At 55.4% G+C, this 23,323-nt stretch carries 16 protein-coding genes and 1 pseudogene; 3 read left to right on the top strand and 14 right to left on the bottom strand.

Annotation, left to right across the window (positions count from 1 at the left end; all coding sequences use genetic code 11):
• The first annotated feature begins 152 nt into the window (after positions 1–152).
• Positions 153–680 carry a DUF421 domain-containing protein gene (locus AM218_RS00610; RefSeq protein WP_054410906.1) on the top strand — a complete coding sequence of 176 codons (528 nt, stop codon included), beginning with the start codon at positions 153–155 and terminating at the stop codon, positions 678–680.
• 65 nt (positions 681–745) lie between these two features.
• Here the strand turns inward: AM218_RS00610 and uvrB are convergent, their stop codons facing one another.
• Positions 746–2,782, bottom strand: coding sequence for an excinuclease ABC subunit UvrB (gene uvrB, locus AM218_RS00605; RefSeq protein WP_054410904.1), 2,037 nt, complete (start codon positions 2,780–2,782; stop codon positions 746–748).
• Positions 2,783–3,172: 390 nt separating this feature from the next.
• On the opposite strand from uvrB, the gene AM218_RS00600 reads away from it, so the two are divergent.
• Positions 3,173–5,665: an RCC1 domain-containing protein gene (locus AM218_RS00600; protein ID WP_082317994.1), complete on the top strand. Its 2,493-nt coding sequence runs from the start codon at positions 3,173–3,175 to the stop codon at positions 5,663–5,665.
• 191 nt (positions 5,666–5,856) lie between these two features.
• Here the strand turns inward: AM218_RS00600 and AM218_RS00595 are convergent, their stop codons facing one another.
• The 3 genes from AM218_RS00595 to AM218_RS00585 are packed head-to-tail and all read right to left on the bottom strand — an operon-like array spanning position 5,857 to position 8,223.
• Complete coding sequence (locus AM218_RS00595) at positions 5,857–7,227, bottom strand: hypothetical protein (protein ID WP_054410900.1); 1,371 nt, start codon at positions 7,225–7,227, stop codon at positions 5,857–5,859.
• Positions 7,228–7,229: 2 nt separating this feature from the next.
• Positions 7,230–7,661, bottom strand: coding sequence for a hypothetical protein (locus AM218_RS00590; RefSeq protein WP_054410898.1), 432 nt, complete (start codon positions 7,659–7,661; stop codon positions 7,230–7,232).
• Entirely contained in the window at positions 7,642–8,223 is a 582-nt protein-coding gene (locus AM218_RS00585) for an RNA polymerase sigma factor (protein WP_054415162.1), read from the bottom strand. The genes AM218_RS00590 and AM218_RS00585 overlap by 20 nt, the downstream gene beginning before the upstream one ends.
• Positions 8,224–9,217: 994 nt before the next feature.
• On the opposite strand from AM218_RS00585, the pseudogene AM218_RS00575 reads away from it, so the two are divergent.
• A pseudogene (locus tag AM218_RS00575) lies at positions 9,218–11,781 on the top strand (TonB-dependent receptor).
• Between the two features lie 211 nt (positions 11,782–11,992).
• On the opposite strand, the gene AM218_RS00565 reads toward AM218_RS00575, so the two are convergent.
• The 10 genes from AM218_RS00565 to AM218_RS00520 all read right to left on the bottom strand — a co-directional run bounded on the left by AM218_RS00565 (position 11,993) and on the right by AM218_RS00520 (position 23,157).
• A complete protein-coding gene (locus AM218_RS00565) occupies positions 11,993–12,733 on the bottom strand; it encodes a shikimate dehydrogenase family protein (RefSeq protein ID WP_054410888.1) in 741 nt (246 codons plus the stop codon).
• Positions 12,734–12,829: 96 nt separating this feature from the next.
• Complete coding sequence (locus AM218_RS00560) at positions 12,830–13,504, bottom strand: DedA family protein (RefSeq protein ID WP_054410887.1); 675 nt, start codon at positions 13,502–13,504, stop codon at positions 12,830–12,832.
• Positions 13,505–13,604: 100 nt separating this feature from the next.
• On the bottom strand, positions 13,605–14,252 hold the full coding sequence (locus AM218_RS00555) for a spermidine synthase (RefSeq protein WP_054410885.1): 648 nt from the start codon (positions 14,250–14,252) through the stop codon (positions 13,605–13,607).
• A gap of 133 nt (positions 14,253–14,385) precedes the next feature.
• The gene (locus AM218_RS00550; protein ID WP_197273995.1) at positions 14,386–15,219 is read right to left on the bottom strand and encodes an alpha/beta hydrolase; all 834 of its coding nucleotides are present in this window, start codon (positions 15,217–15,219) and stop codon (positions 14,386–14,388) included.
• A gap of 125 nt (positions 15,220–15,344) precedes the next feature.
• Positions 15,345–16,178 carry a phosphosulfolactate synthase gene (locus AM218_RS00545; RefSeq protein WP_054410881.1) on the bottom strand — a complete coding sequence of 278 codons (834 nt, stop codon included), beginning with the start codon at positions 16,176–16,178 and terminating at the stop codon, positions 15,345–15,347.
• A gap of 187 nt (positions 16,179–16,365) precedes the next feature.
• On the bottom strand, positions 16,366–17,763 hold the full coding sequence (locus AM218_RS00540; protein ID WP_054410879.1) for a tetratricopeptide repeat protein: 1,398 nt from the start codon (positions 17,761–17,763) through the stop codon (positions 16,366–16,368).
• Between the two features lie 91 nt (positions 17,764–17,854).
• Positions 17,855–18,877 carry an NAD-dependent epimerase/dehydratase family protein gene (locus AM218_RS00535; protein WP_054410877.1) on the bottom strand — a complete coding sequence of 341 codons (1,023 nt, stop codon included), beginning with the start codon at positions 18,875–18,877 and terminating at the stop codon, positions 17,855–17,857.
• Position 18,878: 1 nt separating this feature from the next.
• Positions 18,879–19,643: a tyrosine-protein phosphatase gene (locus AM218_RS00530; RefSeq protein ID WP_054410875.1), complete on the bottom strand. Its 765-nt coding sequence runs from the start codon at positions 19,641–19,643 to the stop codon at positions 18,879–18,881.
• A gap of 9 nt (positions 19,644–19,652) precedes the next feature.
• Positions 19,653–22,136 carry a GumC family protein gene (locus AM218_RS00525; RefSeq protein ID WP_054410873.1) on the bottom strand — a complete coding sequence of 828 codons (2,484 nt, stop codon included), beginning with the start codon at positions 22,134–22,136 and terminating at the stop codon, positions 19,653–19,655.
• 67 nt (positions 22,137–22,203) lie between these two features.
• Positions 22,204–23,157: a polysaccharide biosynthesis/export family protein gene (locus AM218_RS00520; protein WP_071843824.1), complete on the bottom strand. Its 954-nt coding sequence runs from the start codon at positions 23,155–23,157 to the stop codon at positions 22,204–22,206.
• Positions 23,158–23,323: the final 166 nt, after the last annotated feature.

Below are 23,323 nucleotides of genomic sequence, written 5' to 3'. Positions count from 1 at the left end.
AAGCCAGAACCGCCAGTCCTGGCAACAGGCGCAGCGGGTAGCAACTCCAACGCTGGCTTCCGGGTATACAAGCATACCCGACCCTACCAGCACAGGCTATAGCCCGCCCTGCCGGAGGCCGCATCCTGTCTGATTTTTCTTTCCGGTGCCTGATGGAAGAGCTAAATGAGCTATTAGGCTTACACGTACATGCTGATGATATCACGGCGCTGCAAATGTCTATACGCGCGGTGGTTATCTTTTTTGTAGCATTGGCACAGCTCCGGCTGGCCGGCACGCGCGCTTTTAGCAGTGGTAGCGCTTTTGATATGGTACTGAAGATTATTCTGGGGGCCGTGCTTGCCCGGGCTATTGTGGCCGCCTCTCCGTTCTGGCCCACCATAATAGCAGCTACGGTATTCGTGGTGCTGCACCGGCTGCTGGCCATTGCCGCCTACTATTCTGATTTTGTAGGGCTCATCATAAAAGGGAAAGCGCGGGTGCTGGTCGAAAACGGGGAGTTGAAAACCCACAACCTGCGCCGCACCAACATCACCCGAAACGACCTGATGGAAGGCCTGCGCGACAGTGGCGGCCTGGAAGAATCAGAGCACGTGCGCAAAGTAGTATTGGAGCGCAACGGCCACATCAGCGTGATTAAGCAGCACGATAAACCACCTAAGCCGAATCCGGAGTCTTAACAAAAACGCCCATAACCACTTTTTATTAGCGGCCATGGGCGGTTCGTATTAGAACGGAGGCTGGGTTAATCCCGCTTCATCTTCAGCATCTGCTTTAAGGCGGCCAGCTCGTCGCGGTACTTGGCGGCCTGCAGGAAGTCCAGCTCTTTGGCGGCGGCTTCCATCTGCTTTTCGGTTTGCTTGATGAGCTTTTCCAGGTCCACTTTCGTCATCATAGCCACCACGGGCTCAGCCGCCAATGACATTGCGCTTTCCTCGCTCGGCCCTACGTAGGCTTTGGGCTCAATTACGCGGTAGTCTGACAACGACGTCTGCCCCATAATGGCCTCCCGCGACTTTTTCACGGTTTGCGGGGTAATGCCGTGCTTCTCGTTGTAGGCCATTTGGGTGGCGCGGCGGCGGTTGGTTTCATCCATAGCCCGCTGCATAGAGCCCGTAATCCGGTCGGCGTACATAATCACCTTGCCCCGGTCGTTTCGGGCGGCGCGACCCATGGTCTGGATCAGGCTGCGCTGGTCGCGCAGGAAGCCTTCCTTATCGGCATCCAGAATAGCTACCAGGCTTACTTCGGGTAGGTCAAGGCCTTCGCGCAGCAGGTTTACGCCAATGAGCACATCAATTTCTCCTAAGCGCAGCTGGCGCAGGATTTCTACCCGGTCCAGACTCTTCACATCGGAGTGCACGTAGCTGGATTTGATGCCCAGCCGCTCCATATATTTCTGCAGCTCTTCGGCCATGCGCTTGGTGAGCGTGGTTACCAGCACCCGGTCGCCCATTTTCACCCGCTCGTCTACTTCGTCCAGCAGGTCGTCAATCTGGTTCACGGAGGGGCGCACGTCAATAACAGGGTCCAGCAGGCCAGTGGGCCGAATAATCTGCTCCACTACCACGCCGTTGGCCTGGGTTAGCTCATAGTCGGAAGGCGTAGCCGAAACGTAGACTGCCTGCTGAAACATGCTCTCAAACTCGTTGAAAGTAAGCGGGCGGTTGTCCATGGCCGAGGGAAGGCGGAAGCCGTAGTCCACCAGGGCCACCTTGCGGCTCCGGTCGCCGCCCCACATGGCCCGGATCTGGGGCATAGTCACGTGGCTTTCATCCACTACCAGCAGGTAATCCTTGGGGAAATAGTCGAGCAGGCAGAACGGGCGTGAGCCGGGCTCCCGGCCATCGAAATAGCGCGAGTAGTTCTCAATGCCCGAGCAATAGCCCAGCTCCCGAATCATTTCCAGGTCGAACTCGGTGCGCTCCAAAATGCGCTTGGCCTCAGAATCACGCCCTTCCTTCTCGAAGTAGGCGTGCTGCTGCATCATGTCAAACTGAATTTCCTTGATGGCCTGATTGAGTGTGTCTTTCCCGGTCACGAACAGGTTGGCCGGGTACAGGGTCACGTCCTTCTCATCGGAAAGCTTCTTGCCGCTCTGCGGGTCTATCTTCTGAATGCTTTCGATTTCATCCCCGAAGAAGAAAATCCGGTAGGCATAGTCCGCGTAGGCCGGGAATACGTCCACGGTATCTCCTTTCACGCGGAAGGAGCCGCGCGTGAAGTCGGCCTCCGTGCGGGAGTACAGAATCTGCACAAACTGGTAGAGCAGGTTGTTGCGCGAGTAGCGCAAACCCGGCGCCAGATAGATGACGTTTTTGGCAAACTCCTCGGGGTTGCCGATGCCATAGATGCACGATACCGAGGCAATAACAATGATGTCGCGCCGCCCGCTCAGCAGCGAGGAGGTGCAGTGCAGCCGCAGCTTTTCAATTTCCTGGTTAATAGCCAGGTCTTTCTCGATGAAGACATCGGTGCTGGCAATGTATGCTTCGGGCTGGTAGTAGTCGTAGTAGCTGATGTAATACTCGACGGCATTGTTGGGGAAAAATGTCTTGAACTCGCCGTAGAGCTGCGCGGCCAGGGTTTTGTTGTGGCAGAGCACCAGGGCCGGCTTGCCGGTTTGGGCAATAACGTTGGCCATGGTAAACGTTTTGCCGGTGCCCGTGGCCCCCAGCAGCACCTGTACATGCTCGCCATTGTTAATGCCCTGCACCAGCTGGGCAATGGCCTGTGGCTGGTCGCCGGTGGGTTCAAACTCCGAGGTAAGCTGATATTTCATCCGATGGAAAAAGGTAGCCTAGAATAACTCTGAAACAGGGCGGTGGGTTTCCACGAACGTACTAAATCCGTGGCGTTAAGCTAAACCCATTGGCAAAACAAAGAGCCACCTACTGCACTATTTGCTGCCTGGGGGCTAAGCAGCGGGTTAGGGCCGCCGGATTTCTTTTTAGCAAAATTGGGGCAAGAATTTAATAAGGCATTAAAACCTCCTACTCCCCCGGGAAACAGGTTCGGAAACGAATTCCTGAGTGGTTGTGAAAGTTCCTGTTGATCCAAAAGCCTTTTTACATTATTCTCAGGGTTAAAGCACTATTCTCAGACTAAATGCAGCCGGCAACCCTGTACCTTTAGTCATCTAACCCGCTACTCCCTACTCTTCTATTATAACATGCCTGGTTTATCCCGTTGTGTCAGTTTCTGGTTTGCCTTATTGCTTATTCTTACAACTGGAACGCCCCTTCAGGCTCAGTTTCACTCGCTTCTTGTTCAAACCGATGGCAGCCTCTGGGCCTGGGGCAACAATGCATATGGCCAGCTCGGCAACGGCACCACCACTGACCAGGCCACACCTGTTCGCATTGATTCCGGCACTAAATGGAAGAGTGCCGAAGCCGGGCAGTACTATACACTCGCCATTCGCCAGGACGGCACCCTGTGGGCCTGGGGCAAAAATAGCGCCGGGCAATTAGGTGACGGCACCACTACCAACCGCACCACCCCCGTGCAGATTGCTGCCGGCACCAAATGGATAAGCGTGAGTGCCGGTACCGGCCATACCCTGGCCATTCGGCAGGATGGCACCCTGTGGGCATGGGGCGACAACTGGTACGGCGCCCTGGGCGACGGCACCACCACCCCCCGCCCGGCTCCCGTTCAGCTGTTGCCCGGTACCACCTGGCAATGCGTGAGTGCGGGCGACTATCATTCAGCCGCCATCCGGGCCGATGGTTCGGTGTGGACCTGGGGCAACAATACCGCCGGTGCCTTGGGCGACGGTTCCACCACGCAACGTAGAACGCCCACCAAAGTAGCCTCCAATATGGCTTTCGTAAGCGCCGGCATGGGCTACGTCGCAGCCATCGACAAAGCCGGCACGCTGTGGAACTGGGGAGAGCAAAGCCCACTGAAAACCACTTCCCCGAACCTGTCGCCGACCGAGTTCCGGCCGTACAACTTTCCGGCGGGCACCAAATGGAAGAGTGTGAGTGCCGGCGCCCAGCACTGCCTCATGATCAAGACCGACGGCACGCTGTGGAGCACCGGCTATAACAGCTTCGGCAACCTCGGTATCGGCTCGCGCGACAACGTCGTTCCCAATGAAGTAGTAGCTGGCACAAGTTGGCAGACCATCACGGCCGCCAGCTACCACAACTTGGCTGTGCGGCAGGACGGCTCCGTCTGGACCTGGGGCTATAACTACGCCGGGGCTTTGGGCACAGCTACTATCAAGACTGTAGCCCTGCCCTTGCCCCTCGCTGTGGCGCCCGAGGTAGCCTGGAAAAGCTATAGTGGCAGCGGCGCGTTTTCGGCGGCCATCGATACCGAGGGCAACTTATGGAGCTGGGGCGCTTCGCAGCCTTTTGGCCCCAACTTCGGCAAATGGTACGTAGCCCCAACCAAGCTGGAAAGCACGCAGCAATGGGATAAAGTAGTAACGGGCAAAAACTACCTGCTAAGCATCCGGCACGACGGTAGCCTGTGGGCCTGGGGCACCGTCCCCGGCCGCTACGCCCGGGACTCCTACGATAGCAAAACTGACACCTACGTCGCTGTGCCAGTAGTAGCCGGCACCACTTGGCGCACCGTAGCCGCGGGCCCGATTTGTGCGTGGGGCATTCAGCAGGACAGCACCCTCTGGGGCTGGGGCGGCAGCAGCGGAACTACCTACACCAAGCCTGTTGTGGGGGATGGCACCAACCAGTCGCGGTCGGAGCCGGTGCAGCTGGTTGCGGGCTCCCGCTGGCTGCAGATCAGCGCCAGCCTCATAGATTACTTTGAGCCTTATCAAACCGGCTACTACGCGGCCGCTATTCGCCAGGACAGTACCCTTTGGATGTGGGGCTATAATGCCAAAGGCCAGTTGGGCATGGGCGACCAGGGCACGCGGCTGGCGCCGGAGCAGGTGCAGCCGGGCACCAAATGGCAATCAGTCAGCACCGGCGGAAATCATACCGTGGCCATTGCCCAGAATGGCACCCTCTGGACCTGGGGCAGCAATGAGTACGGCAAGCTGGGCAACGGCACCACCACCGATTCGTGGAAACCCATTCAGATAGCGGCCAGCCGGACCTGGAAAGTCGCAAGTGCAGGAGCGAACTTTACAGTAGCCATTGACGAAGATGGAAAACTATGGGCCTGGGGCTATAATGCAGAAGGAGCCCTTGGCAATGGCTCTACCATCAACTCTACCATTCCCCAAGCGGTGGCTTCTGACGCCACATGGCAAAGCGTGCAGGCAGGTATGAACCACGCCATGGCCACGCGCCAAGACGGTAAGCTATGGACCTGGGGAGCAAATAATTATGGACAAGCCGGCCAAACGTACTATAGCGGGGTGCCCGTGCGCATTGGTACTCTGGGCCTGCCATTGGCGGTGCGGGAAAATTCAGCAACTGGCAGCAATACACTGCAGCTAACGGCCTGGCCGCTGCCTTTCGGTAGTGCCGGCGTGCAGGTACAACTGCATTCAATACAGCCGGGGGCCGCTACCGTCAGCCTGCTGGATGCAGCCGGGCGGTTGCTCTGGCAGTGCCCCACCTACGTGCGGGCCACTGCTACCACCCTACTCCTGCCGGAAGCGGGCGCCCTATCAGCCGGCATGTATTTCTTACGGGTGCAGCAAGGCCAGCAGCAGGCTACGATGCGTTTAATTCACGAATAGGGCCCTACCTAATGGTAGAGCACCATTTTCTCGCTGCTACGAGCCAGCCATTAGCTGACCTTTTCAAGGAGCATCAGAAAGTGTAAAAGGTATTTTCCGGGCAACAGAAAACCCCGCCTTCACCTGAAAGCGGGGGTTTCTATAGGGTGGGCTGAGGATTGGGCGCTTTGCCGGCAGGCTTAATGCCCATTTTAGTGCGCTGCTACCACCGGCTTGCCCAGGCCAAACTCTACGCTTGCCTCCAGACCTACCGAGTAGGGCCGGTTCTGATGCCAGTAGGATTGCGAAGGCTCGGCGTTCAGCGTGTTCAGTCCGGCTTCGGCGGCCGGGCCCAGGGCTACCAGCCAGGAAGCACCCGCCGGGCGGTACTGCATACCCGCTCCACCCCGCAAAGAGGCCAGCACATGCCGGTATGGCGAATCAGTAGAGCTTAGCTTGTATTCTTTCCGGCCAATCAGGTTGGTATCATCCGGCGACAGACGACTGCTGAACAGCAGGTTAACTGCCGCGCCCATGCGGGCATACAACGACCAGCCCATTTTATCCGAAGCACCATACTGCAGCGAAACCGGCAGGCCAGCCGTGCGGTAGCGGTAATGTGTAGGCTGCGGTGCAGGCAGCGCCGTCAGGTCGGTAGCCATCTGGGTCCGGATGCGGTTGGCCTGCTGGTAATCACTGGTAAAGGTAGCCTGCATATCCGGTGCTACAGCCGCATAAGAGGTCTGAGAAGAAGCCCGGTACTCGGCAGCCTCCACCCCTGCCGCGGCGCTCCAGCGGCCACCAAGCCGCTTGCGGGCCATGAAAGCCACGCGCTGCCCCAGTCCGGCCTGTAAATTCTGGCGATACTCAGAGGCAGCATCCTCATAGGTCTGGGCATTGGCCCGGGCCGCAGCGGAAGCTTTCTGAAGAGTTGGGGCACTAATTGACCCGCGAGAGAAATTTACGTTGGGGTTGAAGGAGGACAGATTATGGCCGCCGCCAAAGCTCCAGCCGCCCTTTTGCGCTAATTTCTTCTCATCCTTTTCGGCCAGCTCATCGGCCCAGGCTAAAGCACTGGAGGCATAGGCTGGCTCCAAAGAAGCGGGCAGCGCTGCCAAGGCATTGCTGAGCGCCGCAGCACGGGGAGCCAGGGCAGCTACCTGCTCAGAAGCCGTTGCATCCGTAGCAGTAGTAACGGCAGGCGTGGTGGCTACGGATGGGGCCGCGGCCGGGGTAGCTACTGCCGCTACGGTGTAGGCCGCAGCATTCCGGCTGAAGTCAGCCAGCGCGGTGCCAGCACTAGGAGCCGCGCTGTAGGCCGGAGAAAGGCTCCGCTGGCCGGCAGCCGTTTCCTGGCTGCTCTGGGTAGCGCTGTTAGCAGCATAGCCCAGGAAGGAATTGCGGCCCTGGCCATTAGCCTCCGTCTCGGGAGAAGCGGTGGTTTCTGAGGCAGTATTGGCAGCCTGGGTATTGGCCGGCAGCACGCGGTTACTACCCGCCGTAACAGCAGCAGTAGCCGTACGATTAGGCGCTACATCACCCGTTACAGCTTGTTTAGCCGCAGCGCCGGCGGCGCCGTTCATGGTCAGGTGCTGCCCGCAGCAGTTACCGCGGCAGTGGCTTGGCGGGAAGGAGCCGCCGCATCGGCCGTTGCCGATTGGCTGGCGCTATTGGCAGCAGGCGCCTGGGCGGCCAGTTGTGGTTTGCTGCTTTGATTATTAGTGGCATTCTGAGCCTCCGGCAGGCCGGCAGCCAGCTCGCCTTCGTGGGTGCTGTTGAGGTGTATGGTAAACCAGCCACCCATGCCCAGCATAAATAATACGCAGGCTGCGGCTACCCAGCGGTGTACCCGGAGCCGCTCGCGGAAGGTTTCATTCTGCTGTACTACCAGCTCATGGTCAAGCTGCTCCCACAGGCTGGCCCGGGGCTGCATTTCCGCTTCCTCAAATTTTTGGCGAAACAGGTACTCCAGGTCGCCCTTTTGTGGGGAGGTGGGCTTATCGGCTGAAGGTTCCATTGGTCCGGTGAGCGTCGAGGCGCTCTAGTTTGTTTTTCAAAATAACCCGTGCCCGGGCGTACTGTGATTTGCTGGTGCCTTCGGAAATGCCCATCAGCTCCCCAATTTCTTTGTGGCTATAGCCTTCAATAGCAAATAGGTTGAACACCATCCGGTAGCGAGGGGCCAGCTCCTGAATCAGGGTCAGCAGCTCCTCAAAGCCATAGTTGGCCAGGGTAAACTCTTCATCGGCCAGGTCCTGGGGGTATTCGCCTTCGCTGACCGCTACCAAGTGCGCATTGCGCCGGTGCTGGCGCAGGGCAGCATTCACCATGATACGACGAATCCAGAATTCCAGGGGGCACTCCCGCCGAAATTTGGTCAGGTTTTTAAACACCGTCAGAAAGCCCTCCTGCAGTACGTCTTCGGCCTCAAACGTGGTTTGGGCATAGCGCATGCAAACGGCCATCATCCTGGCAGAGTACCGGTCGTAAAGCTGCTTTTGTGCCAGGCGGCTACCAGCCAGACAAGCATCAAGCAGTTCAGACTCGCTCAGGGTGTGGGGTGAGGAGAGAGGACGCACAGGGGCAGTGGCAGGGCGAAAAGTCGGCTCGGAAATGGCCACCGGCGCAAGCAGGTTGTCCAGAACCGACCCGCCGAAGGTAGGTAATAGCGCGCTCATGCTACAAACCAACCTGCACGGCTGCCTCCCTTCTTTTGGTAGATAGAAGGTATCAAGCCACTAAAATTGCTCCGGGTGCTAGTCTGGGGCATACGCTTGGGCTACTGGAAAAAGTGAATAAAAGGGAGTTGGCTCCCGCCCTGTATTCTGAAGAGTACAGCCCGTTAGCCAAGCGTTGCATGCTGGTTGCACAATTATATTCACAATGTATTATCTCCTTTATTATCAGCTATATATTTATAAAATTCGAGATAAAAATCAAGTATATTAGAATAGTTGAATTAAATCTATTGGCGGAGTTTCCCGGCCGTGCCGGTTGGTTTATGGGCAAACTGATGTCTTGATATAATCTAGCTAGGCACGGGTGCACGGCTCTGCAGTTTTGGGCCATTTTCGCCTTTCAGTAACCGGTCTGTCAATTTAGGCTGATTTCCGGTTGAGTAAGGCAGCCGCGCCAGGAAAACGAGGTACCTATCCCCTGCTTTTCGGGAAAACATTCCGGCCCAATAGCTAGGAAATCGGGCACGAAATGGTACATTCCCTCTTCAGAACCTGCACACCTCCTGCAACACAGCCGCCCGGTTCCGGGGGGCTGTTCTTTTTGGTGGCTGGCCCTTCCCGGCCGGGTTGCTGCTTCATGTAGAAAGAGTGGCCGATTGCCGGGAGATAAGTGGCCCTTAGGAAGATAAAGTCGGCGGGATAGTAGATGACTGGTGGCCGGCGCGGTAACTTTGCAGGCTGAAAAAAAACTCCTCCTCTGGTAAGAAAGTAGCACAAAATAAAAGCGGCGGAATGCAACCCACCGCCGGGTTTTAACATCTGTGCTGGAGTTGTTGAGATTATCCGGGAGATTCACGCGAGGACTTGCTCTAACTGCGCTTACACCTAACATGCTATGAAACACCTTTCCGCGTTGCTGCTGGTCGGCACTACGTTCATTACGCACATGGCCGCGGCTCAAGGCACAGCCCCGGCAGCACCCGGAGCAGCGCGCCCGGCGGGCGCCGCCCCAGCCCTTACGCTGGCCCCGGCCGCCAAAGGCACCGGCCGCATCAGCGGCACCGTGCTGGATGCTACCACCCGGCAGCCCGTTGAGTTTGCCACCATTACGGTACTGCCGCCCGTAGGCGAGCAGCCCCTGGATGGCACCGTAGCCGACGAAAAAGGCCGCTTCACGCTGAAAGGACTGGCGGCCGGTTCCTACCGCTTGTCCATCAGCTTTATTGGCTATGGCAGCCAGGTACAGGCTATTTCCCTGCAGGAGGGCAAGATGAGCCTCGACCTAGGCACCGTGGCCCTCACTTCGCAGGCCAAGCAGCTCAATGAAGTAACCGTAACGGGTGAGCGGCCGGTAGTAGAAAGCAAGCCTGACCGCCTAGTGTATAACGCGGCCCAGGACAACACCAACAAAGGCGGCACCGCCGCCGACGTGCTGCGCAAAGCCCCCATGGTGAGCGTAGACCCCGATGGCAACCTGCAGCTGCGCGGCTCCGGCAACGTGCGCGTGCTCATCAACGGCAAGCCCTCCTCCGTGATGGCCGGCGACATAGCCGAAGCCCTGAAACAGCTGCCCGCCGACCAGATTAAAAACGTGGAGGTGATTACCTCTCCTTCGGCCAAGTACGATGCCGAAGGCTCCGCCGGTATCATCAACATTGTACTGAAGGAAAACAACCTGCAGGGCATTAACGGCAACGTAGGCCTGGCCGTGGGCACCCGGAACTCCAACGGTAACCTGGCTCTGAACGCACGCAAAGGCAAGCTTGGGTTGTCGTCATCGGCCAATGGCTGGATGCACTACTCTCCTGGCGTGCAGGAGGTGGACCGCGAAGACCGGGACGTGGTAAGCGCCGACGGCATTACCACCACGGGCCGGCTGCTGCAGCGCAATGAAGGCCGCGCCCAGGGTGGCGGCGGCAACGCCCGCATCGGGCTGGAATACGAGCCGGCTACCAACCACAGCTTCAGCCTGTCGCTGAACGGCAACATGTTTCAGCACCGCAACAACGCGGATATCTACAACACCTACACCCTGGATGCCGGCGAGCCGGATAACAGCAACCCACTGTTCGGCAACTACACCCGCGACTTTGATCAGAAGTTCCAGATCCGGAGCTATGACCTGACCGGCACGTATACCCGCACCTTTGGGCCCAGCAGCCGACGCGAGTGGTCGGTACTGGCACAGCACAACCGCAACAACAACAACCGCTACTACAATGTAGACCAGTTTCCGCTGGACTACGCGGGCACCACGCCCACGTTTGAGGAGTACAGCCCCAACATTGCCAGTAACCAGGAAAACACCCTGCAAACCGACTATGTGCATCCCATCGGCGAAAAGCAGACGGTGGAGTTCGGGGGCAAGCTGATTCAGCGGCGGGTAGAAAGTGACTTCCGCGTAAGCCGCACTGATTTAAATACTGGCGAGTTTGCCGAGGTGCCCAGCCTCACCAACAAGTACACCTATGATCAGGATGTGATGGCCGGCTACGCTACCTATGCCACCAGCCTGGGCAAGAAATACAACGTGCGCCTAGGCGCCCGCGTGGAACGCACCGACCTGGAAGGTGATTTTGAGAACCAGGACAGCCCGTTCAGCCTCACGTTTACCAACCTGCTCCCCAACGTGGCCCTTACGCGCAACCTCAAGCAGCAAGGCTCCACCATCCGCCTGAGCTACTCGCGCCGCATTCAGCGCCCCAGCATTTTTTACCTGAACCCCTACCGCAACGAAACTGACCCGCGCAACATCTCGGAGGGCAACCCAGAGCTGGACGCCGAATTCACCGACAACTACGAGGTGAACTGGAATACCTTCGTGAAGGGCTCGGTCATCAACATATCAGCCTACTCCCGGCAGACCAACAACGCCATTGAGCGCATTTACCGCACCGATAATCAGGGTCGGGTGGTTTCCACCTTCGGCAACGTAGCCCGCAACCAGACTTACGGTACTAACCTGTTCGGCTCCGTGAAACCGCTGCCTAAATGGGACATCAGTGGCAACGTGAGCCTGTTTTACGTGTACCTGAACAGCAAGGCGCTGAACACCAGCAACTCAGGCTTCGTTTACTCGGCCAATATCAACTCCGGCTACAAGTTTGAGAAGGGCTTCAGCCTGCAGTTCTTCGGCATGCTAAACTCGCCGCGTATTCAGCTGCAAGGCAAAACTCGCCCTGGCAGATGTACTCCATTGGCCTGCGTAAGGAAATGCTGAAAGGCAAGGCCGATCTGACGCTGAATGCTGATAACCCCTTCTCGCGCTACGTCAAGCTGGAAAACGACTTCGACAACGGCCGTTCCCGCTCCACCAACACCACCTACGTGTACAACCGTGGCGTGCGGGCCGCCTTCAGCTACCGTTTCGGTAAGCTGGAGAACAAGCCCAAGCGCCCCGCCCGCAGCATCCGCAACGACGACCAGAAGCAGGGTGAAGGCGGCGGCGGCCAGCAATAGTATCGTCAGGCTTTAAACAGCTTACCATACCTGTTTACTATATCTGTTTTACTATATCTGTTAAATAAAAAGCTGTCATCCTGAGCAAAGCGAAGGACCTTATCATGTGAGAACGACCATCGTAACAACGACTCGTTCTTCGGTGATAAGGTCCTTCGCTTTGCTCAGGATGACAGTTCTGTTTAATACTGCTTCTACTTTAAGTAGCCGCTTATTTATTCCAGATAGCCCAGGCGGCTTCGGCCTGCAGGCAGAGCATTTCGAAGCCGTTTTTGGTGTGGGCACCCATTTCGCGGCCTTTCTGCATAAAGAGGGTTTCGCCGGGGTTGTAGATCAGGTCGTAGAGGTAGTGGCGCTCCGTGAGGTGCTCGTAGGGTATGGTGGGGCACTCGGCCACATTGGGGTAGGTGCCCAGGGGCGTGGTGTTGATGATAAGCGTATGCGCCTCCAGCAAAGAAGGAGAAAGGTCGGCGTAGGTGAGGCCGGCGGCCAGGGAGTTGCGCGAGACCAGCCAGCACCGGATGCCCAGGTCGCGCAGGGCGGTTTCTACGGCTTTGGCCGCGCCGCCCGTGCCCAGAATCAGCGCGCCGGCATCGTCGCCGCGCGCCGGGTAAAAGCGCCTCACCGATTCCTGGAACCCTATATAGTCGGTGTTGTGGCCAATGCGGCGGCCATCCGGCGCAAACTCAATTACGTTTACCGCCCCAATGCGCGCCGCAATCGGCGACATTTCATCCAGGTACGTCCACACCTGCTCTTTGTAGGGAATGGTGACGTTGAGGCCCTTCAGCTCCGGATGCTGCGCCAAAAGCGTGGGCAGCTCCGTAATAGAATACAGCTCAAACAGCTCGTACCGATGGTCGCTCAAACCCAGGTTATCAAACTTCTGGGTGAAGTACGTCTGCGAAAAAGAATGCTCCAAAGAGCGACCAATCAATCCAAATTCCCTCATAGGCAGTGCTTTTCTAGCTAAGCACATCCAAAGCAACAAAAAAACCGCCCGGTACCTATGAGGGCCGGGCGGTTTCTTTAGTAAATACTATTTTTTCTAGGCGCTGGTAGGGCGCGCCGCAAACTTGCTTTTGAGAAACTGGAACAGCGGCGGCAGAATAGACAGCAGAATAATGCCGTAAATCACCAGCGTGAAGTTGTCGCGCACCACCGGGATGTTGCCAAACAAATAGCCGGCCATGGTGAGGGAAACCACCCACAGCAGCGCGCCGCCAATGCTGTAGCTGATGAAGTAGCTGTACTTCATGGTGCCTACGCCGGCCACAAAGGGAGCAAACGTGCGCACAATAGGGACAAAGCGGGCCATAATGATGGTTTTGCCACCATGCTTGGCATAGAAGGCCTGGGTCTGGTCCAAGTATTTGCGGTTGAGCAGCTTGTAGTTTTCGCGGAACACGCGCGGCCCCAGGTAGTCGCCAATAAAGTAGTTGAGGTTATCCCCCAGAAAAGCGGCTACAAACAGCAGGGGCATCAGATACCACACGTTAAGCAGGGTTTCCGGCGAGCCGGCGGCCACGGGCTGCGCGGCCAGCGTGCCGGCCACAAACAGCAGCGAATCACCGGGCAGGAATGGAAAAACGACCACCCCGGTTTCTGTGAAGATGATGAGAAACAGAATCAGGTACGTCAGCGTCCCGTATTGCAGCACCACATCCACGAGGGTTTTATCGAGGTGCAGAACCAGGTCAAAAAAGTGCTTAATAATCTCCATAAGGCGCAAACGACTGAAAAAGCGGCGGAATATTTCTACAAAGAAAACAGGCTGCCGCTAAAGTCCCGGAAAAGTATTTCCCGCCGGGTTAGCGGCACCTTTAGGCTGGCTTCTGGACCAGCACCAGCAGGTTCAGCTTTTCCACCTTCGGAAACAGCCTGACGGTACCGCCCAAAACCTGCACTGCCTCCTGCAGTTGCTGCAGCGCGCCGGCCGGCACTGCGCCTTGCAGGGTATTCAGCAATACCTGGCCGCCGGGGCGCAACAGCCGAAATACGTTCTGCCAGAATGCCGGCGCAAACACGCCTTCCTGAATGGTGCTGTCCACAAACAGATCCACCAGCACCAGATCAAAGGGCGGGTGTGAGTCGTGCACGTAGGCAAAGGCATCGGCGCACACAATCTGCAGGCGCGGGCCGGGTTCAATGCCAAATTCCTGCGCCGCCAGCTCTATCACCAGCGGATCAAAATCGACGGCGGTAATGTGGTTTTGGTAGTCGAAATCCTCCCGCAGCGTTTGGATAACGGAGCCGCCGCCCAGCCCCAGCAGCAGAATACGCCGGCAGCCAGCCAGCGAAATCTGCTGCAAGCCAAAGCGCAGCACTCGCTGCAAAGAGCCGTAGGAATAGTTGGCCGTGCGCGAGTCCAGCACCTTGCGCCCCCGGTACAGGGAGACTTCCAACTCCCCATTATAAGTGGAGGGCACCTTGCGCGTGAACGGGTACAGATAGCTCAATGCCTTTTTCATAGACTGCAAGGTAATGGGAATGCAAAAAGTAGCGCGAAGCTCCGGCTTCGCGTACGAGCGAAGCGAGTAGCAGACGTCTGCGGGTGTTAGAACTCGCGTTGCTCTTACGCGAAGCTGGAGCTTCGCGCTACTGCTATTTCTTCCCGAGCAGAAACTCCAGCGGAATAGCCAGGCGCTGCTGCCAGGAGGCTTCGTTGTGGGAGGCTCCTTCAAAGCGGCGGGTTTGCCAGTGGCGGGCATCGTAGCCTTGGGCGCGCAGGACGGAATCTATGCGCTGCTGGTGGGGCTCATACCAGCTATCCAGCGTGGCGGTGCCATAATCGAAATACAGGCGGGGCTTGTGGCGGCGCGGCAGCTTCTGCGCCATATACCGCACCATAGCATCGGTAAAGTCCGGAGTATTCGTTTTCAGACTCAGGGGCCAGTGCGTGGAAACGCAGCCTGCTCCACCAAACACCTTGGGGTATTCCAGCGCGGCATACAGCGAGATGAGCCCGCCCATGCTGGAACCCATGATGAAGGTGTGCTTACGGTCGGGCCGGGTCTGGTAATGCTGGTCGATGTAGGGCTTCAGCTCTTCCACGATGAACTTCAGGTAAGCATCCGCCAATGACTCAGACTGCCGCTCCTGCTTAATGGCCTCCTGCCGCTCCGCTGGCATCATATTAAACGGCTTTTCGGGTGCGTACTCGGCAAACCGTTTGGGCGAGTTCCAGATGCCCACCACGATGCAGGCCGGCACTTTTTTATCCCGCTGCAGCTGCGTGAGCACACTATCTACTTCCCAGGCCACGCCGCCGTAGGAGGTTTTGGGGCTGAACAGGTTCTGGCCATCGTGCATGTACAGCACCGGGTATTTTTTGCCGGGCGCATATCCCTCGGGCAGCCACACATCCACGTTGCGCGGCTGCACAAACTTCGAGGGGAAATCCGGCAGGTGCTCTACGCGGCCCGTAGCCTGCGCCATAGCCGCCCCTGAGAAAAGCATCAGCCAGAAAGAGAGTAACAAGCGAAAAAGCATAGCAATTTGAAATCAAATGGGCAAGAAAAAACCCGCTTCCGGCCAGGGAAGCGGGTTTTTGATAGTCTGACTTAGCCTCGTGGCATGGAGGTACCGGGCTTGCCGGGAGCCTTCACTTCAGGCTTGAACATCTCGGCTACATTATCCATATCCAGGAAGTGCGTGAAAGTATCGCCGCGCAGACCCAGCCGAATGGTTTCCAGCGAGATAATCTCATTGGGGGCAATGTTGCCCAGGTTTACGTTGGCGCCCAGCATCTTGATAAACCATACCTGCTGTGCTTTCTGGGGCGCTTCCCAGATGATTTTCTCGAAGGGAATCTGGGTCAGAATCTCTTCTACCAAGCCCGAGCGAACCTCGCCGGTGCTGCGGAACAGACCTACGTTGCCGGCTTCGCGAGCTTCACCAATTACCTTTTCGGCGCCGGCTTCCAGCTCGGTACGCATCTGCTGAATCCACTTGTAGGGAGGAATGATCTTTTCAGCATCCTTGGAACCTACTTCCGACAGCACGCGCACATCTTTCGACAAAGTCTGAATGAACTTCAGCTTTTGCTCGTGGTCCAGGTCAATGGAGCCGTCGGATACCTCGCAATATTCCATGCCCATGGTATCGAGCAGGCGGCGGTAGTCATCAAACTGATTGCGGATGATGAAGGCCTCGAACAGCGTACCGCCGAAGTACACCGGAATGCCGGCTTCTTTGTACACTTCCAGCTTGCGCTTGAGGTTAGGCGTTACGTACGAGGTAGCCCAGCCCAGCTTAACAATATCGGTGTAGGAGGCGCCTACTTCCAGAAAGTCCTCTACTTCGCGCACGCTCAGGCCTTTGTCCATTACCATGGTAAAGCCTTGTTCGCGGGGTTTGGCGGTGCGCTCAGGAATTTGGTTCAGGTCGTAGTTCATCAGAAGGAAATAAGCACTTAGGCGTGAAAAGGTGTGAAAGGCCGGCTGGCAATACAGGGGCCGCTACCCGGAAATAGTAAATCCGATCCGCAAAAGTACTGTTCAGATTTTATATCGGCCGAAAAGATAGAAGCCCGGGAAGCCGGCGCATGCCAAACCTCCCGGGCTCTCTGTCTTATGCGGCTGGTTACTTGCGGTACTGATCAATCAGCCGGGCCAGGGCGCGCTGCGACTCCAGCTCGGGGAAATAATCAAACAGCAGTCGGTGCTTATCGAAATCCAGCACCAAGGCGTTTTCCAGGCACTCGTAAGCCTCGCGGTAGCGCCCGGCAGCCAGCAGGTAGGCGCACAGGCGGTAGTGCAGCTCAGCCTCGGCCGGCTGAATTTCCACGGCATTGCGCATCAGGTCAATGGCGCCGTCGTAGTTGCCCTGCTCGTAGAGTATGATGCTCCAGTTCAGCCAGGCGTCTTTGTTGTCGGGGGCTACCAGGGTGGCTTTTTCATAGCACTCAATGGCACTAACGATGTTGCCCACCTGGTACTCGGCCGTGGCAAGCGCCAGCCAGTACTCCACACTTTCCTCGTACAGGTTTACCGCCCGCCGGAAGAAGTGAATGGCCTCGAAGTTGCGGTCCTGAGCGCTCAGCACTATGCCGATTCCAAACCACGCCTCGTCCATAGTCTCATCCATATCAATGGACTTCTGGTAATAGCGGCGTGCCTGGTCCCACTCGGCCAGCTTTTCGTGGCACTCGCCAATGTTGCACAGTGCTTCCGCGGTGGGCTTGTCTTTCTCGTAGCTCAGCTGAAACTCGTCGATGGCCTTGCGGTAATGCTCCTGGTTCACGTAGGTGCTGGCCAGGTAGCCATGCGCATCATAGAACTTGCCATCAATCAGGATAGCATACTCGAAAGCGGCAATGGCATCATCGTACCGGCCCAGGCGGAAGTAGGCCTGCCCCAGGTTGTACCAGGCTAAAGCGGAGTATGGGTCATCATCGGTGAAGCGGCGGAAAAACTCCAGGTTGGTTTCCAGCCGTTCTGATACTTCCAGGCAGTACAGCAGCTCCTGCACGGCCACCTCGTTATCCAGGTTCAGGCGCAGGCTTTGCTTGTAGTACTTGGCCGCACTCTTGAACTTCAGCCAGCTTTGGTAAGCCAGGCCCAGGTTGAAGTGAATATCGTCGCGGTCGGGGGCGCGCTCCAGCGCACTCAGGAAGTACGCCACAGCCTCCGAGAAATCCCCTTTCTGCGTGGCAATGATACCGCGCGTCACGGCCACGTCCGGGTTGTCCGGGTCGAGCAGGGCAACGTCTTCAATCTGCGCGGCCGCCTCCACATACTCGCCTTTCATGGCCAGCACCTGGGAACGGTCGATGAGCAGCTCCGTGCTGAAGGGGTATTGGGCAATGGCTGCCTCACACGCCCGCAGGGCCTTATCGTACTGGGTATGGGTGGTATAATGGTCGATGATGTTCTCAAAATCGCCCAGATCAAAAAACACCGGCTCATTGTTGGTCAACATGCGCTCAAAGCGGCGCACGGTATCCAGCACTTCATCCCGGTCCTCAAAATTTTCGTTCATTCTCATGCTACTACTATCGGCAGGGAGCCGCCAAAACGGCAGCATTTGCGGTCAGATTCTCTTCTGTTCATGGGAAAAGAGAATGGGTATACTAAGATACAACAACCGCACCGGAGGCGTGCACGTTCCGTTGTAATTCAGTACAGCACCAGGCAATTGTTTCGGCTACCGGCCGGAAGGCAAGTCCGGTTGCCAGCTGCACTTTGGTGGCCTGATATTGCAGGGCGCGGCGGCCAGCGCGGGCGGTGTCTTTGGTGATGAGCGGCCGCGCTCCGGTCAGCAAGGAGCGGACATGCTCTACCCGCCAGATGGCTTCGGCAGCCCAGTCCGGCACGGCCGTTGTAGGGGGCTTTTTTCCAAAGCATTGAGCGGCCTGCGTCAGAAAATCATGCAGTGGCAGGGCCGCCGCACTCAGCACATACCGTTCCCCCCGTACCGCCAGATCCAGCGTGAGGCGCAGCATGGCGGCTACCACGTCGCGCACATCCACCACGTTAAGGTTGCCGGGTGTGTAAAACAGATGTTCGTTGTAGGCATACTGAAACAGCCGGGTACTGCTCCGGTTCCAGTCGGCGGGGCCCAGTACTACGGAGGGATTCACAATGACCGCCGACAGCCCTTCGGATACCCCGCGCCATACTTCCAGCTCGCCCAGGTATTTTGATGCCGCGTACGCCGAATGACTGGCTCCTAAGTCCCACTTAGCCTCTTCCGTGACAACAAACGGGCTGCCGCTAACTACCGCCGACGGCGGAGAAGCCGCCTCACCTAAAGCGGCCACCGAGGATACATGGCATAAGCGAATTCCGGGTTGCATCAGACAGGCATCCACCAGTACCGCGGTACCTTCCATGTTTACTTGCAGCAGGGCTGCTTCATCCTGCGGTGCGTAGGAGACCAAGCCGGCACAGTGGAATACGTGGGTTACACCCTGCAACGCCTGCTGAATAGCCAACGAATCGCGCAGGTCACCCTCCACCCATTCCACCTGATCAGCCATCGGAATGGCCGGAATCTGATTACGATAGAGGGCCCGCACCGGCAGGCCACGCGCTACCAGCGCCGGAATCAGGAAACTGCCAATAAGCCCACTGCCACCCGTAACGAAGACCATCTTACAGGTGTTTGTTGAGCAACGGCAGCGCCAGCGCTTTCTGCAGATACTCCGCCATCAGGACTTTTGTACGGAGTGTTTCCGTATGCTTCCGATGGTGCGCATCGGTACCCAGCATATCCACCATACCCGCATCAATGAGTTTCTCTGCCACGTGCCGGGCGCCCGGCGAATAGTATCCTGACAAAGAGTTCAGATTCACCTGCAGCAGCACGCCCGACTCCCGAATCCTGATCAGTTCCTCAAAACGCCCATAGAGGTAGGTATACCGTTCCGGATGGGCCATAACGGGTTGGTAGCCGGCTGCTTTGAGGTTGAAAATGGTTTCCTGCAGGTTGAAGGGCTCGTTGATATACGACGTTTCGAAAAGCAGATACTTCTGGCTGCCGCCAAAACTTAGCAGCGGCTCGGCGGCTTCCAACTTGCGGCCAAACCATTCATCCAGATAGTACTCGGCGGCGCATTCCAGTTCCAAGCCGGTAATACCGGCATCCTGAGCGGCTTGTTGCAAATTGCTGAGGGCAGCACGGACTCCTTCCGGGGTGTTCTTGTAGAAGTCGCCCATGATATGGGGGGTCATCACCAGCTTGCGGTAGCCCAGCGCCTGCATCTCGCGCAGAAGGTCCACGGCATGTTCCAGAGTTTCTGCTCCATCATCCAGCCCCGGTAACACATGGGAGTGCATATCGACTTCCAACGCTCCTAAAGAGGCAGCCTCCACCGCTGCGGCCCGGCTGCCAAACAATTTACTCAGGAACGATGCCATACTCCGAAGTTATGCAAAGCGCTGCCGCAACCGCCGCCATAAGCTGAGCTTAGGCTGCACCTCTTCATAGTAGCCCTGCCCATAGCCCTGTCCATAGCCATAGCCGTAGCCGTAGCCATAACCATACATACCAGAAGCCCGGGCATCATTCAGAATGGTCGCCATTCGGGTAAAACCATTCGTCCGAATCAGCTTATTGATATTTTTCAGGAATACCTTTTTTGAGTAGTCCGCCCGCACAATGTAAATCGGCAAGTCCGCTTTGCGCATAATCAGGATACCATCCGTGACCAAACCTACTGGCGGCGTGTCAATCATAATGACATCATACTGCTGATGCAGGTTGGCTAGTAGCTCATCAAACTTGGGACTCAGAATCAGTTCAGAAGGATTTGGCGGGGTAGGCCCGGCTGAGATGAAATCGAGCGTGGGAATAGAAGTGTGCTGAATACATTCTTCCCAACTATGCCGCTCGATCAGTATAGTACTGATGCCTTTGATGTTTTCAGCCCCAAAAGCCAGGTTGACTTTTGGCTTACGCATGTCCAGATCCAGAATGACCACCCGCTGCTCAGACAGTGCAATGATGCCGCCCAGGTTTACCGCCACAAACGTCTTGCCTTCTCCGCTGACCGTGGAGGTAATGGAAATCAGGCGTTTCTTCTTCGAAGACGCCATAAACTCCAGATTGGTCCGAATTGAGCGAATGGACTCAGAAATGGCTGACTTGGGATTTTTATCTACAATCAGCTTCGATACTGCCAGTTTCTCTTTGTCGTAGGTTGGAATAATACCTAATACCGGGGCAATACAATTATTCTCCAGTTCCCGGCTGCTGGTAACAGTATTGTGCATGAAATAGCGCACTGCCACCAAACTCAACCCTAGTATGATGCCACCCGCCAGGCCAATGGCATATACGATCATCCGTACAGGAGAAATAGGCTCTACGGGAGCAGATGCCGGAGAGAGAATCTGGAAGTCCGGAGTAGTACCCGCCTTCGCAATGCTGAACTCCACTTTCTTATCCATCAGCATCAGATAAGACTTTTCAAAGAGCTCAAAAGGACGACGAAGACGAGCTAATTCGGTCTCGCGCTGAGGAAGTACCTGCAATTGGGCGCTGTATTGGCCACGCTGCTGATTTAAAGTAGCGAGTTGCTCCCGTACAACCTGCATGCTTTGCTGTAATGCATCCTGCACATTTCGTTTGGCATACTCCACCGCTGCCTTCCGTTGCTGAACCGCTTCCGTAGCTTCCGTACTGGAACGGAGCACGCGCCGTAAATCCTGTTGAGCCAGGTTCAGTTCCGTTATCTGCTGAGTAAGAATGGGGTCCTCTAAAGTTACCAGACCAGGGACACTCTGTTCTACACTGACATTCTCATCCCTTGTAATACGTTCCCGTTGTATTAAGCGAGCTACACCATTTAATAGATCAAGGCGCTTTTGTAGCTCTATTCTCTCTTTTTCCTGCTCGGCTAACTTTTCTGTAAGAGTGCCTACGTCCGCCTTTACATCATATGTCTTATTCGCTTTAACAAACCGTTGCAAAGCTAATTCCGCCCGCTGCAGACTATCCCGGGTTATGTCAAGTTGCTCATCTAGGTACTGCAGCGTTTGCTGCTGGCCTTGTGAGTTTTTAGCCAATTTTTCTACCAAGTATACTGTATCAATCCGATTAACAATATCCTTCGCTTTGAGCGGGTTATGATCAGCAAAAGAAATACCAATAGTATTTGCTTCTGGATTAATAATTTCAACCGTCAGATTTTGATCTATATACTGATTAATAGCCCCATTGTCTTTTACCACAAAGTGATAATCCTTGCCAATAACATCAGAAGAAAACTGAGGGGTCAGATTAAGCTGTAAATTGATACCAGGTTGTATAATTGCTGAGCCTACTACTTTTTCTTCTTTAATCTCATTTCCTCTCAGTGCATAAGAAAGTATAAATTTGTCTTTATTAAGAAATTGAATATTAAACTGGATTCCATAATAACCTGGATCCTTAATAGCATATTCAATATGAAAAGGAGAAGCTTTATATAGCTCACTTTCTAATACTGTTCCCTGAGCATAATAATTCACGTCAAGTTCTAGCGAGTCTCGTAACTGCCGATAAATAAGATTAGATTTAATTAACTCTACTTCGCCAGATAGGTTATTCATAGATAAGGGTCCTTCTGGACCTGCCAGCCCTCCCCCTAGTCCTAAGGTACCAGCCTCCTGTTTCTCATCAATTTTCAAAATTGATGACGATTTATAAACCGGCTTAGTATAGCGCAGATAGGTCCATGAGGTAAGTAACCCCAAAAGAATAAACAGCAACATCCATGGCAGACTTTTGCGAACTACCATGACTAAGGTAGATAGATCAAGCCCACTGCCCTCGGTTTCTGATTCAGGCTCAGGTGTATTCATCGCCGGTTGATTACCCAGACTATTACGAATCAGGTCTTCCAGTTCAGCGTTTTCGTTTTTTGCCATTCAATTTTAGAGGTAAAAAGAGAATTATTTTTAGCTATAATAATCGGTTGCTATATAATATAATAGGTTATTTACTGAGGTTATTTATTAGAAACACAGTCGTAATTACTGACGTTAAAACAGATAATACTGGGGTTATATCAGCTAAAGCTTCTGTGAAAGGCTTACGCACTGGCTCTATATATATAACATCATTGGGATGTATCTGCAAATCAGCATGCCGCATTCCTTCAATTGTTGAAAGGTCAACAACTTGCACTTGTGGATTTCTTAAGTCTCCACGTATAAGACGAATATTGAAAGCCTTTCCTAGACGACGATTATTTTGATTTCCGCCCCCCCCTCCCTGCATATTCGATGCATCAATTCCTCCAATAGCAGATAACACCTCCAAGAGGTTCATATTCTCATTATACAATGGCACAATACGACCACCTGGGGCACCTAACACAAATACCCGACTATTCGTTACCCGGGTGGCCACGAATGATTCCTTGTAAAAAGTATTATAACGAAGCTGCAGAATGCTGTCCGCTTGAACTAAGGTATAGCCACTTACTTTAACAAAGTCCACCATGGGCAGCTTAACACGCCCATCTGCCTGAACCAAAAACTCTGCTTCACCAGCCGGCTTGCTGCCTACATCGCCACCACGTGTTATAGAAAGATTACCAGCTCCCTGGGTATTATTATTATTTGCATTACCGGCTGTATTGCCTGCTCCGCTCTGGATAGACTGGTTGCCAGGAACCCCAAAGCGAAGCTCTCCATTAGGATCAAGGAGCCGCTCACCTCGGTTGGTATACACCCGAACCTGCAAGTAGTCATTCGGCCGAATAATATAGTTGCGGCCTAGCTTTCCTAAGGCATCCCGAAGTTTGGTTGTATCGACCACGGCAGTGCTGCCCTCGGTCCGAAACATGATATTCTGCTTGTAAAGCCTGGAGGAAGCGCAGGAGCTGAGCAAGGCACCCTGAACTAGTAGAAACCAAACTAGCGGGCGAAGAGAAGTGATGCGCATGAAGGCTGGGTTAGCCAATGAGGTAAACAAAATTTATGCAGCAAAATCAGCTACTGATTAGCCAATTTCTCCTAAAAAACCTTCAAAGTTACCGAAATTGCGCCCCCTTTCAAAATCAGCCGTTTGCCGCTGATTAGCGGAGGCGAGCATAGCTGCTGTAAAAAAG

The organism is Hymenobacter sp. DG25A (assembly GCF_001280305.1).
GTDB lineage: Bacteria > Bacteroidota > Bacteroidia > Cytophagales > Hymenobacteraceae > Hymenobacter.
This window is presented reverse-complemented; position numbering and strand designations above follow the sequence as displayed.